Origin of the sequence: Flavimaribacter sediminis, assembly GCF_019492055.1 — a bacterium.
In the GTDB taxonomy this organism is placed as follows: Bacteria; Pseudomonadota; Alphaproteobacteria; order Rhizobiales; family Rhizobiaceae; genus Flavimaribacter; species Flavimaribacter sediminis.
Genome location: NZ_JAICBX010000001.1, coordinates 176,989 through 195,865 on the forward strand (window position 1 = coordinate 176,989; position 18,877 = coordinate 195,865).

An 18,877-nucleotide genomic window follows, 5' to 3' on the forward strand; every position below is an offset into this window, starting at 1 on the left:
GGCGTCTGGATAAACCCGTGGCGGCAAACCCGCCGCGCCTTTTCCTGTTGACAGAAGAAGTTTGATGTCACCCGTCGTCCGGCTCCTTGCGAAGCGGCTTTCGATATCGGTCATCGTGCTGATCGGCGTATCCATGCTGATCTTCATGATCGCCCGGGTCATACCGGGTGACCCCGCGCGCATCGCGCTCGGGCCGAACGCGACGGCCGAGCAGGTGGAGCAACTCAGACAGAAGCTGCATCTGGAGGATCCGATCTGGGTCCAGTACGGCTATTTCTTGCGCAACCTGGCGCATGGCGATCTCGGAATATCGCTGTACACGAACCGGCCGGTGACGACCGACATCGCCCAGTTTCTGCCAGCCACGCTCGAACTCGTCTTCGTCGCCGGCGTCTTCATGGTGGGCCTCGGCATTCCACTCGGCATTCTCTCGGCGCGCTATCGCGGCCGCATGGCCGATAATCTCATTCGCGTCGTCTCGCTGCTCGGTGTCTCTGCGCCCAGTTTTGTCTGGGCGGTTATCCTTATGTTGCTCTTTGCGTTTTTCCTGCCGCTCTTCCCGATTGCAGGCCAGATTTCCGACACGATACCGACGCCGCATCGCGTTACCGGCTTCCTGCTTGTGGATTCCCTGCTCGACGGCGATTTCACGGCCTTCTTCAACGCGTTGCATCACATTATTTTGCCGGCCTTCGCATTGGCGCTCTCGGGCATCGGCCAGGCGGCGCGGCTAACCCGCGCCAACATGGTCGAAACCTATGACAAGCCCTACATCGAAATGGCTGAATCCTACGGTTTCGCGCCAGGGCGCATCGCCAACAAGTTCGCCTTCCGGCCGTCGCTGATTCCTTCGCTGACGATCATCGGCCTCGATTTCGCGGCGATGCTCGGCAACGCCTTCCTGGTCGAGGCGGTGTTCGCCTGGCCGGGGCTGTCGCGTTACGGCGTGCAGGTGATCCTGCGCAAGGATCTCAACGCCATCGTCGGCACGGTGCTTGTCATCTCGGCGATGTTCCTGATCGTCAACATCATCGTTGATCTGCTGATCGCCTACATCAATCCGCGCATCAGGCTCGCGAATGGAGGTCGCTCATGAGGCGGACCTTCCTCATTCTGGCGTCCAATCCGATGTCGCTGTTCGGGCTGTTCCTGATCGGCGTCGTCGTCTTCTCGGCAGTGTTCGCCGATTTCATTGCGCCTTTTCCCGAGCATCGCGGCGCCGTGGTGGATTTCACCAATTTCAACCAGCCGCCGCACTGGCCGAACATCTTCGGCACCGACCTTGTCGGGCGCGACCTGTTTTCCCGTATTATCTACGCCTACCGCATTTCATTGATGCTCGGCGTCGTGGTTCTGTCGATCGCAGTGCCGATCGGCGTGACTGTCGGGCTCGCCGCGGGCTATCTTGGCGGCTGGGTCGATTTCATCCTCATGCGGTTGACTGACGTGTTCCTGTCGGTCCCGCCGCTGGTGCTCGCCATGGCGATCATGGGCGTGCTGGAGCCGACGCTGACAAACGGCATGCTGGCGGTGACGGCGATGTGGTGGCCCTGGTACGCCAGGCTTGTCTACAACGTCACGCGGTCGGAAGCGCAGGAAGGCTATGTGCTTGCGGCGCAGATCATCGGCGCGTCGCGGCTCCACATCATGTTCATGGAAATCCTGCCGAACTGCGTGCCGTCGATCGTCACCAAGATGACGCTGGATCTGGGTTTCGTTATCCTGATCGCCTCGTCGCTGTCCTTCCTTGGCCTCGGCGTGCAGGCGCCGACGCCGGATCTTGGATCGATGGTCGCCGAAGGCGGCAACTACCTGCCGGACAGCTGGTGGCTGACGGTGTTTCCGTCTCTGGCGATCCTGATCGCGGTGTTCGGCTTCAACCTCGTCGGCGACGCGCTGCGGCAAGTGCTGGGGAGCGATCAATGACGGCGCTTCTCGACATTCGCGACCTGACGCTCTCCTTCCGCGGCGTTGAAGGCGAGAACCGGGTGCTGCACGGCATATCGCTGAATGTCGCCAAGGGCGAGAAAGTGGCGCTCGTCGGGGAAAGCGGTTCCGGAAAATCAGTGACGGCCCGCATTATTCTGGGGCTTCTGCAGGAACAGCGCTCGACCCGCGTTTCCGGAGCCGTCGAATTCGACGGACAGGATCTGGAGGCGATGCCCGCGAAGGCGCGCCACAGGCTGCGCGGAACCGACATTTCGATGATCTTCCAGGATCCGACCTCGTCACTCAATCCGGTCTATCCGGTCGATGTGCAGTTCCACGAGGTGCTGAAACGCCGCAACCCGAAGATCACGCGGGCCGCGGCGCGCGAACGCGCAGCCGATGCTCTGCGCGACGTTTCGATCGACGATGCGAAACGGGTGCTCGATTCCTATTCGTTCCAGCTCTCCGGCGGCATGAACCAGCGGGTGATGATCGCCATGGCGCTCGCCAACGAGCCGAAGCTGCTGATCGCCGACGAACCCGGAACAGCGCTTGATGTCACGGTGCAGGCGCAGACCCTGCACCTGATGCGCGATCTCGTCGAACGCAAGCACACTTCGGTTCTGTTCATTTCCCACAATCTGGGCGTGGTGCGCGAATTCGCCGACCGGGTCTATGTGATCTACAAGGGCAATATCGTGGAGGAGGGGCCGACCCACGCGCTCTTTTCCGATCCCGGACATCCCTATACACGCGCCTTGATGGCGGCCGTTCCGAAGATCACCGGCGGCGGCATACCGGAAATCCCGGACCGGTCCGAGAGTTTCTCCGAGCCGATCGTCGTGCACCCGGCGACAGAGGCTTCCTCATGAGCGCCGTCGATCAAACCGCGCCTGTTTTCGACGTGCGAAACGTCTCCAAAACCTTCGTGAGTGGCGAGCACCGGGTCAAGGCGCTGGAGTCCGTCTCGCTTAAGGTGATGCGCGGCCAGTGCCTGGCTGTGGTCGGCGAAAGCGGATCCGGCAAGAGCACGCTCGCCAATCTGCTGCTCGGCATTCACCAGCCGACGACGGGCGATCTCTATCTCGATGGAAACCTTCTTCCGGGTCATCGCACGCTGCCGCTCCGGCGGATGATCCAGCTCGTGCAGCAGAACCCGCTCTCCTCGCTCAATCCGAGGCGAACGGTCGGCGCCTCGCTGAGGCTGGCGCTCGATGTCCACGACATTGGAGACCGCCAGGGGCGCAAGGAGCGGGTTGGCGCGCTGCTCGAAGAGGTCGGCCTGCCGGCCGATTTCGCCTCGCGCTATCCCGCGGCGCTGTCCGGCGGCCAGCGCCAGCGCGTGGCCGTCGCCCGGGCGCTCGCCTGCGAGCCGGAGATCGTCGTGCTCGACGAACCGACGTCGGCGCTCGACGTGCTGGTGCAGGCCCGCGTTCTGCGCATGCTCGACGAACTGCGGCGCCGCCGCGACCTGACCTATGTGTTCATCACCCATGATCTGGGTGTGGTCCGCAATATCGCGGACCGTGTCGCCGTCTTCGAAAAGGGGAGACTCGTCGAGGAATCCGACACGGAAACGATCTTCACAAATCCTGCAAACCCCTACACGCGACGCCTGATCTCGGCCATTCCAATCGTCTCGGACGAGGAGGAGACCCTGCGCCGCTCCCTGATGGAGGAAACGAATGACGGTTGAAGGACTGTTCGACGCGTTCTACCGGTCGACCGCGAATTCCGGCGATGAAACCGGCGCTTTCGCGGCTCTGGAGACGCTGGCCGACGAGGTCGTCGGCGCCAAGCTGTTCACCCTGATGACGTTTGATCGCGCGTCGGGCGAGGCGCGGCGGCTCTACAGCAACATGCCGGACGCCTATCCGATCTCCGGCAAGAAGGCCATGGACAGCAGTGACTGGAGCCGTCAGGTCCTGGATGGCCGGCAGAGCTTCGTCGCAAACGATATCGAGGGCATTGCGGCAGTCTTCCCCGATCATGAACTGATCCGGTCGCTCGGCTGCGAATCCGTCGTCAACATTCCCGTCGAAGTCTGCGGCGAGGTTCTCGGCACGATCAACTGTCTTCACGAGAGGGACTATTACAACGCAGAGAGGGTGCAGGCGGCCGGGGCGCTGAAATTGCCGGGCTCGATCTGCTTTCTCCTGCAACGATTAATCGAAAACAATGGAGTTCAGCAATGACGGGCTCAACCATGCGGGTTGCGACGGATGTCGGAGGAACGTTCACCGATCTTGTCTGTTTCGAGACAGATGAAAACGGCAATGCGACCATTCGGACCGCAAAATCGGACACGACGCCGCCGAATTTCGAACAGGGCGTGCTGAACGTTCTGGAAAAGGGCGGCGTCGACCCCGCCGGGATCGATTTTCTCGCCCACGGCACCACCGTCGTCATCAATGCGCTGACCGAGCGCAAGGGCGTCAAGGTCGGCCTGATCACCACGGACGGCTTCCGCGACATTCTCGAGATCGCGCGCGGCAACCGGCCCGATTTCTTCAATCTCCACTATCGCAAGCCTGCGCCCTTCGTGCAGCGCTATCTGCGCCGCGAACTGCCCGGCCGCATGAGCTACAAGGGCGAGGAACTTAAACCCCTCGACATGTCGGGCCTCGGCGCGATCCTGGACGATTTCCGCGCTGAAGGCGTTGAAGCCGTTGCGGTGTGCTTCCTGCATTCCTACGCCAATCCGGCGCACGAACAGGCCGTTGTCGCAGAGATTGCGAAACTGTGGCCCGAGGCGTCCGTCGTGTCGTCGCACCAGATTACCCGCGAATGGCGCGAGTACGAACGCACCAATACGGCGGTGCTTTCGGCCTACGTCCAGCCGACGGCGGAGCGCTACCTGAAACGGCTGCAGGACGGGCTCGCCGGACGCGGATTTTCGGGCAGCCCCTATATCATGCAGTCCAATTGCGGCGTGGATTCGCTGGAAGCGGTGTCGCGCATTCCCATCACGATGGTGGAATCCGGTCCGGCGTCCGGTTTCTGGGGCGCGGCGGAACTCGGCAAGCTGATCGGCGAGACCAACGTGCTCGCCCTCGATATTGGCGGCACGACCGCCAAGTGCTCGCTGATCGAGGACGGTCAGGTCAAGATCATGACCGACTACTGGATCGAGCGCGACCGAACCTCGGCCGGCTATCCGATCATGGTGCCGGTCGTCGATCTAGTCGAGATCGGCAATGGCGGCGGTTCGATCGCATGGGTCGACGATTTCGGCAAGCTGCATGTCGGTCCGCAATCGGCGGGCGCGCTGCCGGGACCGGCCGCCTACGGCAAGGGCGGAACGGAAGCGACCACCACGGACGCCAATTTGTGGCTCGGCCGGATCAACAAGGATTATTTCTGTGGCGGCGCGATCGACGCCGACATGGAATCCGCGGGCCGCGCCATCGAGGCGGTCGCCGACAAACTTGGCGTCGATGCGGCGGAAGCCGCCCGCGGCATCGTGCGCATCGCCAACAACAACATGGTCAACGCGCTGAAACTCGTCTCGCTCAATCGTGGTTTCGACCCGCGCGACTTTACACTGGTCGCCTTCGGCGGCGGCGGCGCCATGCACGCTGTTGCGCTTGCCTCTGAACTCGGCGTCAAGAAGGTCGTCGTGCCGGCGGGCGCCTCCGTCTTTTCGGCCTGGGGCATGATGATGTCGGACCTGCGTCGCGACTATTTCATCACCCGGCTGGTGGATCTGGAAGCGGGTGGGGCGGACAGCATCGAGTCCCTGTTCGCCGAAACCGAAGAAGGCGCCCGCAGGCAGTTCGCCGACGAGGGGATCGATCCGGCGAAGGTCACCTTCCTGCGCTACGGCAAGTTCCGCTATCAGAACCAGGAACACACGACGGAAGTGCTGCTTCCCGAAGGCAAGGTGACCGATGCGGAACTCGCGAAGATCCGCGATCTGTTCCACGAAACCTACGAGCGGGAATACACCTACCGGCTCGATGCGCCGGTCGAGATGGTCGGCATCCATCTCGTCGCCTCCGCCGAGGTCGGCAAGCTGACCATGAAGCCGGAGACGCTGGGCGACGCCGACGCATCCGCCGCGCTGAAAGGCCGGCGCGAGGTCGATTTCGCGCTCGAAGGCAGCCACGACAGCGCGATCTATGACGGGTTGAAGCTGAAGCCGGGGATGAAGTTCACCGGTCCTGCGATCATCGAGGATCCGGGCACGACCGTCGTCATCAATCCGGGTTGCGGCGTCGACATCGACGCGTACGGCAATATCCACATCGACATGAAGTCCTGAGGGAGGCGTATTGTGAGCACACCGACAAACGATCCGATCACCCTGGAAATCATCCAGAATTCCCTGCAGGCGACGGCCGACGAGATGTTCGCCGCCATGCGCAAGACGGCCATGAGTTCGATTATCTACGAGGTGCTCGATATGGGCACCGGCATCATGGACGCCAAGGGCATGCTGGCCTCGTCAGGCGCGGGCATTCCGGCCTTCATCGGAGTTCTCGACAAGGCGGTGCAGGTCATCATCGCCAAGTTCGACAAGCCCGGCGATATCGAGCCTGGCGACGTCTTCGCCACCAATGATCCCTACTATGGCGGCGTGACCCATCTGAACGACATCGTGGTGGCGATGCCGATCTTTGCAGACGGCCGCATCATCGCCTGGACGGCGAATATCGCCCACAATTCCGATGTCGGCGGCATGGCGCCCGGCTCGTTGTCTGGCGAGGCGACCGAGATTTTCCAGGAAGGACTGCGCCTGCCGGCGATTAAAATCATTGCGAACGGCGAGCCGATCAAGCCGGTGATGGACATCATCAAGGTCAACTCCCGCATGCCCGATGTGCTGGAAGGCGATGTCTGGGCGGCGATCGCCTCGGTCCGCGTCGGTGACAAGCGGCTGCGCGAGATTGCGGCCAAATACGGAACGGCGACCTTCGAAAGGGCGATGGAGTCCTTCATGGATTTCGGCGAGAAGGTGTCGCGCGCGGCGCTCGCCGACCTGCCGCAGGGAACGTTCGAACTGTCGGAAGAGCAGGACGACGGCCGGACCTTCAACGTCAAGATCACCATCGGCCCGGACGAGTTTACGGTTGATCTGCGCGACAATCCGGACCAGTCCGCCAACCCGGTCAACACCAGCCGCGACGGCGTGATGGTGGCGGCCCAGATGATCTTCAAATCGCTGACTGATCCCTATTCGCCGGCCAATGGCGGCTCGTTCCGTCCGATCAATCTGCTGACGCGCGAGGGGTCCGTTTTCCATGCGAAAGAGCCGGCGCCGATCGGCTTCTATTACGAGATCGAACTGCGGGTTTACGACATCATGTGGCGGTGTCTCGCAGCGCACATGCCGGATCGCCTCGCGGCCGGGCATTTCGCGTCCGTTTGCGGGACATTCATCGGCGGCATCCATCCGGACACCGGGCGGCAATACACGATCATCGAGCCGCAGCTCGGCGGCTGGGGCGCGAGCCGTCAGGGCGACGGCAACAGCGCTGTCTTCTGCGGTTTCCACGGCGAAACCTACAATTGTCCGGCGGAGATCAACGAAGCCCGCAACGGGCTCTATGTCGACCAGTTGCGGCTGAACATGGAGCCGGGCGGCGAGGGCAAGTTCACCGGCGGACGCGGCATTGTCATGGATTACCGGGTTCGCGCCGACAACGGTTTTCTCACCGCCGGCTACACGCGGTCGAAGTTCCCGGCCTGGGGCGTCGAGGGCGGCCATGACGGCTCGCCCAATTACGTCGAATTCCGGCCGAAGGAGGGAGAGCCGGAGCGGTTCGCCTTCGTGTCGGGTCTGGCCACGCATCGCGACGACGTCATCCGCGTCGTCACCGGCAACGGCGCGGGTCTGGGCGATCCGAAGGAGCGCGATCCGGACAAGGTGCGCAGCGACGTGAAGAACGGGCTTTTGAGCGCCGAACGGGCTCTCGAGGTTTATGGCGTCAAGGTCTGAGGTAACACGGGAGGAACGGACATGGCGCATGCGCCTGTGAAGATCATGTATCTCAACCCGATCGGGCACAGCGGCGATGACGTTATCTTCGCCGACATGGCGCGCGAGCACAAGCTGCCCGGCACGGAGGTGCATGTCGCGTCGCTACCGCCGAACGACGGCGCGTTCACGCATATCGAGTACCGATCCTACGAGGCGATCGTCACGCGCGGGATCATCCGCGCGGTGCGGGCGGCGGCGCGCGAGGGGTTCGACGCGCTGGCGATCGGCTGCTTCTACGATACGGCGCTGCACGATGCGCGCGAGATCTCCGGCGAGATGGTGGTGACGGCGCCCTGTTTCGCCTCCTGCGAAATCGCCGTCAGCCTCGCCAACCGGTTTGGCGTTATCGTCGGTCGGCGCAAATGGGTCGACCAGATGGAGGGAAATGTCCGTGACTACGGCCACGGCGCCCGGCTTTCGGGATTCTATCACGTGGAGCTCGGGGTCAACGATTTTCAGACAGACCATGACCGCACCGCGCAATGCCTGCTCGACGCCGGCCGCAAGGCGGTCGAAGAGGATTATGCCGAGGCGCTGATTCTCGGCTGCACGCTGGAGGTCGGGTTCTACGCCGAACTCGAAAAACTGCTCGGCGTTCCGGTGATCGATCCGTCGATCGCAGCGCTCAAGCGGGCGGAATATGCGGCGCTTCTGAAACGCCAGTGCGGCTGGATACCGAGCAGGAAATGGTCCTGCGAAGCGCCGCCCGAAGAGGAAATCGCCCGTTTTGGGGGCTTCGATGATGGCGAGGCCTTCGGCAACCGCATCGTGGTGGAGGCCACGTCCGCGGTGGGTGAAGCCGCCTGACTGAATTGGAAAAAGAGGTATGAGATGAGCGAAAAAATGCAGGCGCTGCGCGCGGCGATGGCGCAGAACTCGATGGATCTGGCGGCGCTCGGACCGGGACCCAACATGCACTGGCTGCTCGGTTTCCATCCGCACGCGGACGAAAGACCCTGCATGCTGATGGTCGGTCCGGAGAAGGAGGCGTTTCTTATGCCGGCGCTCAACGCCGAGGGCTCCCGGGAATCGACGAATATCGCGTTCTTTGAATGGGATGACGCGGACGGTCCGGCCGACGCGCTCGAAAAGACGCTGGCGCATGTCGGCGCGAAGGACGCGCGCAACGTCGTCATTGACGAGACGATGCGCGCGGATTTCGCGTTGTCCGTGCTCGATGCGCTGCCGGGCGCCAAACATCACTTTACGGACACGACCGTCGGTCCGCTGCGGATGAAGAAGAGCGAGGCCGAGTTCGCCGAATTGAAGATGAACGCCGGTATTGCCGACAAGGCCATGCAGGCGGCTTTCAACGCCATTAGACCCGGCATGCGCGAGCTGGAGGTTGCCGACATCATCGGCAAGGTCTTCGACGACCATGGCGCGAAGCCGCTGTTCCGGATCGTCGGCACCGGCAGAAACGGGGCGTTTCCCCATCACCATACCGGCGACACCGTGATCCGCGAGGGCGACGCCATCGTCATCGATATCGGCGCGCAGAAAGGCGACTTTTCCTCCGACATCACACGCATGGTGGTGGTGGGCGAAAGTCCCGAAGGGTACGACGACGTGCACGCCGTTGTGGAAGCCGCCGTGCAGGCCGCTCTCGACGCCTCGCGTCCGGGCGCGCGGGCGCGCGACGTCGATCAAGCGGCGCGGGACGTGATCACGGCCGCCGGATACGGCCCCTATTTCGTACACCGCACCGGCCACGGCATGGGTATCGAACCCCACGAGCCGCCATGGGTCACATCCACATCCGAGACGATCCTCGAAGCCGGAATGGTGTATTCGATCGAGCCCGGCATCTACCTGCCGGACCGCTTTGGCCTCCGGCTCGAGGATATTGTCTTCCTGCGCGAAGACGGTCCGGAAATCCTGTCGGAGCTTCCGCGCGACGCGTTCCGGGCAGGGTGACGTCATGACGGCCGGAACCGTTACGGATCAGTTCACCGCATCGGTGATCCAGGCGAGCCTTGTCGCCGCCGCCGACGAGATGTTCGCGGTTCTGCGCAAGACCGCGATGAGCCCGATCATCTACGAGGTGCTGGATGTCGGGACCGGCGTGACCGACGCCGACGGCGAACTGGTGAGTTCCGGCGCTGGCATTCCGACATTCGTGGGCGTGCTCGACAAGGCGGTCAGGCGGATCGTCGAACTGCACGGCAAGGAGACGATCCTGCCGGGCGACATGTACGTGACCAACGATCCCTATTACGGCGGCGTGACGCATCTCAACGACGTGGTCATCGCGCTTCCTGTATTCGCGGACGGAAAACTGATCGCCTGGACGGCCTCGATTGCGCACTGGAACGACATTGGCGGCCGGGTGGCCGGCTCCATGTCGACGGAAGCAAGCGAGATCTTTCAGGAGGGCCTGAGATTGCCCGCGGTCAAGCTGATGCAGGGCGGCAAGCCGATCGCCGCCGTCTTCGACATCATATCCGCCAATTCGAGGCTTCCGGATTTTGCGCGGGGCGACCTCTGGGCGCAGGTCGCAGCCTCCCGCATCGCCGAAAAGCGGCTTGTCGAACTGGTCGCGACCTATGGCGCGGAGGCGTTCGAAGCTGCGCTCGACATGCTTTTCGAGGAGGGCGAGCGGCGCGCGCGGGCGGGACTGGCGACGCTTCCGGAAGGGACTTACGCCATTGAGGAAGAACAGGATGACGGCGCGATCTGGCGCGCGTCGATCACCGTCTCCGGCGACAGGTTTACGGTGGATCTGCGCGGCAATCCGCTACAGCGGGCCGCTCCGTACAATACCAGCCGCGACGGCGCGGTGATTTCCGCGCAGATGATCTTCAAGGCGCTGTCCGATCCGACGCTCTTCGCCAACGCCGGATCGTTTCGTTTGCTGGACGTTCTGACGACGCCAGGAACGATTTTCCACGCGACGGGGGTCGCTCCGCACGGCTATTATTTCGAAACCCGGATCCGGCTTTACGACATGCTGTGGCAATGTATCGCCAGGGCGATGCCGGATCGGCTGCCGGCCGGCCATTTCGCCTCGATCTGCGGCACGGTGATCGCCGGCAGTCATCCGGATCACGGCCGTCGCTTCACCATGGTGGAGCCGCAGATGGGCGGCTGGGGCGCCACGGCCGAACGCGACGGGCTGGACGCCATGTATTCCTGCAGTCACGGCGAAACCTTCAACTGCCCGGTCGAAATCGCCGAAACGCGCTACGGCCTCGATGTCGAATACAAGAAGCTGAACGACAGCGACGAAGGGCGTGGTCTCCACAAGGGCGGCAAGGGGTTGTCGCTGGCCTATACGCTAAGAGGCCCGGCGTTGCTTTCCGCAGGCTACAGTCGCACCAGACAGCCGGTCTGGGGACTGAATGGCGGTGAAGAGGGGGGAACCAACGGCTTTGCCATTCGCCGCCGCGACGGGACCACGACCGATCACGCATTCGCCAGCGGCGTGGAACTGGAGGCGGGAGACACGGTGCTTATCCATACGGCAAATGGCGGCGGCTGGGGGAAGCTTGAGGGGCGGTGAATGGCCGTAATGCCAACCACTGAAATATGAACGTCATACTCGCGGTTTAACCAGAGCGGAACAATTCAGTTTCCGACAAACCACGAGGACGATTCCATGAAAAGACTTGCACTGTCTCTCGTTGCCGCCGCGGTGATCGCCGGCCAGGCAATGGCCCAGGATGTATCCGGTAAGCTGGTGCTCTACACATCGCAGCCGAACCAGGATGCGCAGGCGACTGTCGACGCTTTCAAGGCGAAATATCCGGACGTCGACGTCGAGTGGATTCGCGACGGCACAACGAAGGTAATGGCGAAGCTGCGGGCCGAGTTCGAAGCCGGCGCACCGCAGCCTGACGTGCTTTTGATCGCCGACATGGTCACCATGGAGGGCCTTAAGCAGGAAGGTCGTCTGATGGCGCACGAAGACGCCGACATCTCTGCCTACGATCCGGCGATCATGGACGACGACAAGAATTATTTCTCCACCAAGCTGATCACGACCGGCATTGTCTACAACGCCGAAGCGCCGATGAAGCCGGCCTCCTACAAGGATCTCCTGAAACCGGAAGCCAAGGACAAGCTGGCCATGCCTTCGCCGCTCACGTCGGGCGCCGCGACGATCCACATGGCGGCAATCACCGCTCATCCCGAGCTTGGCTGGGATTTCTATGAAGGCCGGGCCGAGCAGGGCGCCAACCCGCAGGGCGGCAATGGCGGCACATACAAGGCGATCGCTGGCGGCGAAAAGCTGTACGGTTTCGTCGTCGACTTCCTGCCTATCCGCAACAAGCTCGACGGCGCGCCCGTCGAATTCGTCTTCCCGATCGAAGGCGTTTCGGCTGTGACCGAACCGGTGGCGATCCTGTCGACCGCAAAGAACCCGGCGGCCGCCAAGGCGTTCGTCGATTTCCTGATCTCGAAGGAAGGCCAGGAACTGGCTTCGAGCCAAGGCTATCTGCCGGCGCATCCGGACGTCGCTCCGCCGGAAGGCTTCCCGGCCCGAGACCAGATCAAGCTTCTCCCGTTCGATCCTGCCGACGCGCTGAAAAACGATACGGAAAACAAGATGAAGTTCACCGAGATCTTCGGTGGCTGACGGCAACATAAAACTCAAACTATTCGACGGCGAGGGGCTGACCCTCGCCGTTCTTGTTTTCATTGCGGCGATCCTGTTCGGTCTGCCGCTTTTTCTGCTTCTGAAAACTGGATTGTCAGGTGACGCGGGCTGGTCGCTGACGCCCGTTTTCGAGGCGTTTCAGAGCCGCTCTGTGCTGCGGGCCCTTTGGAATTCGCTGGAAAGCAGCTTTCTTTCCGCGCTTCTGGCGCTGTTCATCGGCGCGCTGCTTGCGCTGATTGTCGGTCTCACGGATGTTCGCTGGAAGGCGGTGACCGTCTTTTTGATCCTGCTGCCGATGATGATCCCGCCGCATGTGACGGCGATCGCCTGGATTCAGGCGCTCGGGCCGTCCAGCCCGGTTCTGCGCTGGCTGGGCCTGGCGCCGGAACTGGGCAGCACGCACCCGATCTATTCGCGCGAGGGGCTGGTCTTCATGCTCGCTGTCCAGCATTCGCCGCTCGTGTTTCTGGTCGTTCGCGCCGGCCTGCGCGGACTGCCGCGTGATCTGTTCGACGCGGCGCGGGTGAGCGGCGCCGGCGCGCTGATGCTGGGCCACAGGATATTGCTGCCGCTGCTCTTGCCGTCACTCGTGGCCGGCTTTGCACTCGCCTTCGTTTCGGCGCTTGGCAATTTCGGCATCACCGCGCTGATCGGCATTCCGGCGCGATACACGACGTTGCCGGTGCTGATCTGGCGGCGGCTGGCGAGTTTCGGCCCTGACGTGCTTGGCGACGTGGCGGTTTTGGCGGTGATTGTTGCGATTGTGGCGATCTTCGCCGTCACGATGCAGATCCTTTGGCAGAACCGGACGCGGCTCGGCCTTGTCGGGCAAAGCGGCCGGCCTCTCGAAATCGCGCTTGGCCGCTGGCGACCGGCTGTGGAATTCCTGCTCGGCGCGGGATTGCGGTTACGCTCGTCCTGCCGCTGTCCTCCCTGATCGCTACGTCTCTGGTCAAGACCTATGGATTGCCGCTGGCGCTCGAGACGTTTACGCTCGATAATTTCACCGAGATCCTGTTCCGGCAATCCGTGACTGTGAGAGCCTTCGTCAATTCGACCCTGATTGCCGGATGCGCTGCTGCGCTGCTTGCCTTCTTCGCCATCATGATCGGCTACTACATGCAGAAACGCGGACGCAGCCGGTGGTTTGCGGGCGGCGTGGCCGGGATGGGCGACATCGCTTACGCCATTCCGGGGCTGGTGATATCCATCGGCTTCATCCTCGCCTTTATTCGACCGCTGCCGCTGATCGACCGGTCGCTCTACGGAACGAGCGGGATTATCCTCATCGCCTATCTCTGCGCCTTCTTCGCCATTGCACTGAAGCCTGTCGGCGCGGCTTACGCACAGCTTGATCGTTCGCTGGACGACGCGGCGCGCGTCTCCGGCGCGCGCTTTTATCTGCGTATCCGATCGGTGTTCTTTCCATTGATTTTACCGGCTGCGGCATCGGGTGCGATCCTTGTGTTCCTGACCGCCTATAATGAGGTGACGGTGTCGGCGCTGCTGTGGTCGACCGGCAACGAGACCATTGGCACGACGATCTTCAACTACGAGGATGGCGGCTACACGACGCTTGCCTCCGCCATGGCGAGCCTGACGGTTCTGGCGACGATCGTCCTGATGCTCGGGCTGAACCTCGTCTCCGGAAAGCTGCCGGCCGGCGTCATTCCCTGGCGCAACGACTGAGCAGACTGTTACATTTTTTACCCGCGCAGACGCGCGGGTCGCAGGATGCCGAACCAAGTTCGGTATGAGGGTAAATATAAGGAAATAATGGAATATTCTACTTTATCGCGGGCTTGACGCGCAAACTGGAGAGTAACCGGCTCACCTTATGCCGGGAAGCAAACTCAGTCCGGCAGCAGCCAGGCCGACCGGATCGTGACCGGAACGGCATCGCCGGGCTTCGCCTTGCGATCGAGCACCAGCGGAAGCGCTTCGTCGACGCCGTCGACTGTCAGGCGCGCCTCCCATACGCCGCCGCGATAGACGATGGTCCTGATGCTGGCGGCAAGTCCGTCCGCGTCGACCGTCACGTCCGCGGGGCGGATCACCGCGCGCGCCTGGCGGCCGGTCTTGTCGCCGGTTTCGACCGGAACGGTTTTGCCCGCAATCATCGCCGCGCCATTGCCGTCGTAGAGCGCCGGAACGATTGCGCTCTGGCCGATGAACCGCGCAACCTTCTCGCTTTCCGGAAACCGGTAGATATCGTCCGGGGCGCCGACCTGCAGGAAGCGGCCGTTTTCCATAACGGCGATCCGGTCGGCGAGCGCCATACCCTCGCGCTGATCGTGGGTGATGAAGAGCGTTGTTGCTCCGGCCATCTTGTGGAAGGCGGCCAGCTCTTCCTCCATCGAGGACCTGAGATGCGGATCGAGATTGGCGAGAGGCTCATCCATGAGGATCGTGTCCGCGTTGCCCGCCAGGCAACGGGCAAGGGCGACGCGCTGACGCTGACCGCCGGAGAGTTCGGACGGTTTGCGCTCTTCGAAACCGGTCAGCGAGACCGCTTCGATCTGGCGTGCAGCGATATCGTGGGCCTTGCGCTTGCCAAGACCAGCGGCTTTGACCGGAAAGGCGACATTGTCGACGACCGTCATGTGCGGCCATAGCGCGTAGGACTGGAAGACCATTCCGACGCGGCGCTGTTCGGGCGGCAGATGCAGGCCGGGGCCGGCGACTGATCTGCCGTTGATCAGGATTTCGCCGGAATCCAGCGTCTCAAGTCCGGCGATCATCCTCAACAGGGTTGTCTTGCCGCATCCCGATGCGCCCAGGATGACGAAGAATTCTCCGTCTGCAATTTCCGCCGAGACGTGATTGACGGCCGCATGCTTGCCGAAGGTCTTGACTGCCGATCTTATCGATACCGACAAAACGTGCTCCAGTGTTGCGCCAATCGGGTCCGGGTACGAAATTTGTTCTTCAATTTTGTGACAGGTCTGGCGGCGGGCGGCAAATCCAGTTTATAAGTCCAACGTTTCGTAAAAGCGTGAGGTCGATCATGGACGTACGACAGATCAACGAGGAATATTCGGTTGCGGGCCAGATCAGCGTGGACGATCTGGAGGCCATCAAGGCCGCCGGATTCAAGTCCATTGTCTGTCACCGTCCCGATGGCGAAGCGGCCGGACAGCCTGACTTCGCAGAGATCGAAAAGGCGGCGAAAGCGCTTGGCCTGCAGATGCGGCACGTTCCGGTCGGGCCCATGGGCGTGGGCTACGAGCAGGTGCAGGCCTTCGTCGACGCGCTCGACGAACTGGATCGCCCGATGCTCGGCTACTGCCGTTCCGGCGCGCGCTCCACAGCCATCTACCAGCAGACGCTGCACATCCGCAACTGACCTGACAGGACGGGGCGCGAACGCCCCGACGCGACCGCAATCAGGCGATCCGCTCCCTTTCTGCGCGCGCCTTGGCCCGCTTCTCCGCCAATATGCGTTGCTGGTAACGCCCCTGCACGACTTCGACCGCCACAAGGGTGAACAGGACGAAGTAGAAGGTGGATTTGGCCATCGGCTCGATGGCGTATCCGAAGAAGTGCAGATCGCCGATATGGCCGCCGTCCGACATCAGCATCACGCCGACGAGAAGCAGCACGAACAGACCCAGCACTTCGTACATGCGGTTTTTCTGCAGGAAGTTGGCGACCGTATCCGCCATCAGCACCATAAGCGCGCCGGAAACCACGATTGCGGCGGTCATGACGATGAAATGATCCGTCAGCGCCACGGCCGACAGCACCGTGTCGAAGGAGAAGATCACATTCATGACGACGATCCAGAAAAGGGCTGCACGGACTGTTCGGCGGGTATATTCCAGCTCGTGATGCTCGAGGTCATCGACGCCGATCATGTGATAGATTTCTTTCATCGCCGTGTAGATCAGAAAGACGCCGCCGGCGAGAACGATCAGCGAATGGCCGCTGATCTGTCCGGAGATCCAGGGATGGTCGAGGACGAAGAGCGGCGCCTGCAGCAATCTGATGAGCTGCAAAACGACGAAGAGAAGTGCGATCCTGAACACAATCGCCAGGATGATGCCGACCTTTCTGACCCAGGATTGCCGCGCCGGATCCACCTGCTTCGCCTCGATCGAGATGTAGAGCAGATTGTCGAAACCGAGCACCGTTTCCAGCGCAGTCAGGATGAGAAAGGTCGTGAGATTGTCGAGGGTGAAGAGATCGGCCAGCATCGGCGGCTCCGCTTTACGTGTGTTCCTTTGGAAATGTTAGCAAAGTGATCGCGAAATGAACACTTGCAATGGATAACGCTCAAGCGAGCTCCGGGATCCCGTCCGCCCACGAAACGAAGTCGATCATCACCTGGCGGGCGCCAGGCTCGGCCGTTTCGTTCAGTGTTTCATGTCGCATATTCTCGTAGATGCGCCAGGAGATATTTTCCATGCCGGCCGACTGCATGCGCTTTGCTGTGACTTCGATCGCCTTGCCGTTTTCGACGCCTGCGTCCTGTCCGCCGCCGGTCAGGTAGACGGGAAGTTTTTTCGGCAGGACCTGGATCATCTTGGGATCGGCGGCGCGCAGATTCATGGCGATAACGTCCCGCCACATCGATATGGTGACCTGTTCCGAACCGGTGCACAGCGGGTCGGCCGCGTAGGCGGCGTTCGATTCGGCGTTGTGCGAGAGCCAGTCTTCGTAGATCTTCCGGTCTTTGATCTTCGCCGCCCATGCGTCGATCGTGAGTTTCTGCAGGATGCGGCTTGGCGTGTCGGAGCCCTTGAGCATGCGTTCTGCGCTGAGGATCGCCAATGCCGCCCGCGCGGGAAGACCGGCTGCAAAGCCGTGGTTCCAGGCGGCGAGACCGGCCTGGCGTCCGGGATATGACAGGGCAAAATTGAAGGCGATGGCTGCCCCCATCGAATGTCCGAACGTGATCACCGGAACATCCGCGTAACGCTGCCGTGCATGCTCGTTGACAGCCAGAACATCGGCGATCACCGGTTTCCAGTTTTCGGCTGACGGTCCCTTGCCGAACATGCCGACGGATATGCCCGGGGCGACCGTTTCGCCATGGCCGCGATGATCGTGGGCGAAGACGGCGAAACCGCGCTTGGCGAGAAACGCCGCGAAATGCGCGTACCGGCCAGCGTGCTCTCCCATGCCGTGATTGATCTGCACGATCGCGCGACAGTCCTGCACAGGCTTCATATGCAAGAGATTGAGCGTAGCGCCGGTGGGCGACTCAAGGCTGCTTTTTTCGTCGAAAACAGGCATTGCCGGACAATGCCCGCAGGCGCTGCCGAAAACAACCGTTTATTCGTCTGCCGCCAGGGCGTTTTCAATGCCGTCGATCTGTGAGCCGAGATCGAATTCGAAAGAGGACAACGCCTCGACGGACGTGTCTTCCGAAAAACCTTCCGGATCCTGCCGGCGCATGACCTCGATCGCCTTGTCGCGTTCGATCAGGCTCCATTCGATCTGCGGCCGGAAAAGCTGCAAGGCCGCCTTCAGCCAGCGCGTCGTCAAGGCGTATTCCTCGTTGTCGAGGTCGAAATAATCGAGAAGCCGGATGACTTCTTCTGCCGGGTATTGCCATTCCGCCGCGACCCATCGATTTGTCGTGAAGACGCGAATCGGAGTCCCGGAATGGTCGAATGAGATCGCGACGAGATGGCACAGGCCGCCATTCTCGAAATCGGGTTCGGGCGGCAATGCGATCGGTTCGACGCCGTCTGCGACGTGTTCCGTGTAAACGAAGAGATGGAAGTGACCGTGTTCGGTCCAGGGGCGCGCTTCCTTGTCTTCGGAATGGGCGTGATAGAACCACACTGCGCCCTTCTTCTTGTCGCGCACGTCTCCCGGCGGATAGTGCCGCCACATGGTGAAGGGATCGGGGGAGGTGGAGCCCAGCACGTCGATGAGGATGTGCTTGTCCTGCTGCGCGGCCTCCTGAAGCACGCCGATCATATCGTCGGCCGCTTTTTGCATTGCGAGCAGCCTGTCTTTGGGCAGGCTTGCGAAATCGATGCTGGCTTTGTCGCGTATCGTGATATTCATCTTTCCGGTTCCGCTACGCTTTGTTTATGCCAGAAATTGCTGGGAGCCGAAAGACACGGCTCCCGGCATAGCACCGAATTAGTCTTTTTTCGCGCCACAAGCGCCACAAGCGCCACAAGCGCCGCACGCGCCGCAGACTTTTTCCTTTTTCGATCCGCAGGCGCCGCAAGCGCCGCATGCGCCGCAGGAAGACCAGGCCGGGGTCGCTGCGACTGCAGCCGTCAGTCCGCCGCCAACGATCATCATCGCGAGTGCTTTTCTGGATTTGCCGTTCATGAGTATCTCCTCTGGAAATGACCGAAATCAGTTTCGGCACGCGCAATCTAGACGATCATTTCCTCACC

General features: G+C 62.0%; 19 protein-coding genes. 14 read left to right on the forward strand and 5 right to left on the reverse strand.

Going from position 1 to position 18,877, the window contains the following annotated elements:
- Nucleotides 1–64: 64 nt before the first annotated feature.
- The 13 genes from K1W69_RS00825 (at nt 65) to K1W69_RS26850 (ending at nt 14,201) form a co-directional block, all read left to right on the forward strand.
- Nucleotides 65–1,096 carry an ABC transporter permease gene (locus K1W69_RS00825; protein ID WP_220226436.1) on the forward strand — a complete coding sequence of 344 codons (1,032 nt, stop codon included), beginning with the start codon at nt 65–67 and terminating at the stop codon, nt 1,094–1,096.
- Nucleotides 1,093–1,926: an ABC transporter permease gene (locus K1W69_RS00830; protein WP_220226437.1), complete on the forward strand. Its 834-nt coding sequence runs from the start codon at nt 1,093–1,095 to the stop codon at nt 1,924–1,926. Before K1W69_RS00825 ends, K1W69_RS00830 begins: the two co-directional genes overlap by 4 nt.
- Nucleotides 1,923–2,801 (forward strand): ABC transporter ATP-binding protein, encoded by an 879-nt coding sequence (locus tag K1W69_RS00835; RefSeq protein WP_220226438.1) that lies wholly within the window; start codon nt 1,923–1,925, stop codon nt 2,799–2,801. The genes K1W69_RS00830 and K1W69_RS00835 overlap by 4 nt, the downstream gene beginning before the upstream one ends.
- Entirely contained in the window at nt 2,798–3,625 is an 828-nt protein-coding gene (locus K1W69_RS00840; RefSeq protein WP_220226439.1) for an ABC transporter ATP-binding protein, read from the forward strand. Before K1W69_RS00835 ends, K1W69_RS00840 begins: the two co-directional genes overlap by 4 nt.
- Nucleotides 3,615–4,124 carry a GAF domain-containing protein gene (locus tag K1W69_RS00845; protein ID WP_220226440.1) on the forward strand — a complete coding sequence of 170 codons (510 nt, stop codon included), beginning with the start codon at nt 3,615–3,617 and terminating at the stop codon, nt 4,122–4,124. The genes K1W69_RS00840 and K1W69_RS00845 overlap by 11 nt, the downstream gene beginning before the upstream one ends.
- Nucleotides 4,121–6,193 carry a hydantoinase/oxoprolinase family protein gene (locus tag K1W69_RS00850; RefSeq protein WP_220226441.1) on the forward strand — a complete coding sequence of 691 codons (2,073 nt, stop codon included), beginning with the start codon at nt 4,121–4,123 and terminating at the stop codon, nt 6,191–6,193. Before K1W69_RS00845 ends, K1W69_RS00850 begins: the two co-directional genes overlap by 4 nt.
- 12 nt (nt 6,194–6,205) lie before the next feature.
- Nucleotides 6,206–7,870, forward strand: a complete 1,665-nt coding sequence (locus K1W69_RS00855) for a hydantoinase B/oxoprolinase family protein (protein WP_220226442.1) — start codon at nt 6,206–6,208, stop codon at nt 7,868–7,870.
- 21 nt (nt 7,871–7,891) lie between these two features.
- Nucleotides 7,892–8,719 carry an aspartate/glutamate racemase family protein gene (locus tag K1W69_RS00860; protein WP_220226443.1) on the forward strand — a complete coding sequence of 276 codons (828 nt, stop codon included), beginning with the start codon at nt 7,892–7,894 and terminating at the stop codon, nt 8,717–8,719.
- A 24-nt stretch (nt 8,720–8,743) separates the two neighbouring features.
- Complete coding sequence (locus tag K1W69_RS00865) at nt 8,744–9,829, forward strand: M24 family metallopeptidase (RefSeq protein ID WP_258570760.1); 1,086 nt, start codon at nt 8,744–8,746, stop codon at nt 9,827–9,829.
- A 4-nt stretch (nt 9,830–9,833) separates the two neighbouring features.
- The gene (locus K1W69_RS00870; RefSeq protein ID WP_220226444.1) at nt 9,834–11,414 is read left to right on the forward strand and encodes a hydantoinase B/oxoprolinase family protein; all 1,581 of its coding nucleotides are present in this window, start codon (nt 9,834–9,836) and stop codon (nt 11,412–11,414) included.
- A gap of 96 nt (nt 11,415–11,510) precedes the next feature.
- Entirely contained in the window at nt 11,511–12,491 is a 981-nt protein-coding gene (locus K1W69_RS00875) for an ABC transporter substrate-binding protein (protein WP_220226445.1), read from the forward strand.
- Nucleotides 12,484–13,449 carry an ABC transporter permease gene (locus K1W69_RS26845; RefSeq protein WP_370688156.1) on the forward strand — a complete coding sequence of 322 codons (966 nt, stop codon included), beginning with the start codon at nt 12,484–12,486 and terminating at the stop codon, nt 13,447–13,449. Before K1W69_RS00875 ends, K1W69_RS26845 begins: the two co-directional genes overlap by 8 nt.
- Nucleotides 13,450–13,478: 29 nt before the next feature.
- Nucleotides 13,479–14,201, forward strand: coding sequence for an ABC transporter permease (locus K1W69_RS26850; protein ID WP_258570761.1), 723 nt, complete (start codon nt 13,479–13,481; stop codon nt 14,199–14,201).
- Between the two features lie 164 nt (nt 14,202–14,365).
- On the opposite strand, the gene K1W69_RS00885 is transcribed toward K1W69_RS26850, so the two are convergent.
- Complete coding sequence (locus K1W69_RS00885) at nt 14,366–15,391, reverse strand: ABC transporter ATP-binding protein (protein WP_220226446.1); 1,026 nt, start codon at nt 15,389–15,391, stop codon at nt 14,366–14,368.
- Nucleotides 15,392–15,519: 128 nt separating this feature from the next.
- Here K1W69_RS00885 and K1W69_RS00890 point away from each other — a divergent pair, with 128 nt between their 5' ends.
- Complete coding sequence (locus K1W69_RS00890) at nt 15,520–15,858, forward strand: protein tyrosine phosphatase family protein (RefSeq protein ID WP_220226447.1); 339 nt, start codon at nt 15,520–15,522, stop codon at nt 15,856–15,858.
- A 40-nt stretch (nt 15,859–15,898) separates the two neighbouring features.
- Here the strand turns inward: K1W69_RS00890 and K1W69_RS00895 are convergent, their stop codons facing one another.
- The 4 genes from K1W69_RS00895 to K1W69_RS00910 form a co-directional block, all read right to left on the reverse strand.
- Nucleotides 15,899–16,708 (reverse strand): TerC family protein, encoded by an 810-nt coding sequence (locus tag K1W69_RS00895; protein ID WP_220226448.1) that lies wholly within the window; start codon nt 16,706–16,708, stop codon nt 15,899–15,901.
- Between the two features lie 79 nt (nt 16,709–16,787).
- Nucleotides 16,788–17,750 carry an alpha/beta fold hydrolase gene (locus tag K1W69_RS00900; RefSeq protein ID WP_220226449.1) on the reverse strand — a complete coding sequence of 321 codons (963 nt, stop codon included), beginning with the start codon at nt 17,748–17,750 and terminating at the stop codon, nt 16,788–16,790.
- 39 nt (nt 17,751–17,789) lie between these two features.
- A complete protein-coding gene (locus K1W69_RS00905; RefSeq protein ID WP_220226450.1) occupies nt 17,790–18,533 on the reverse strand; it encodes a DUF6969 family protein in 744 nt (247 codons plus the stop codon).
- A gap of 78 nt (nt 18,534–18,611) precedes the next feature.
- Nucleotides 18,612–18,809: a hypothetical protein gene (locus K1W69_RS00910; protein WP_220226451.1), complete on the reverse strand. Its 198-nt coding sequence runs from the start codon at nt 18,807–18,809 to the stop codon at nt 18,612–18,614.
- Nucleotides 18,810–18,877 lie beyond the last annotated feature (68 nt).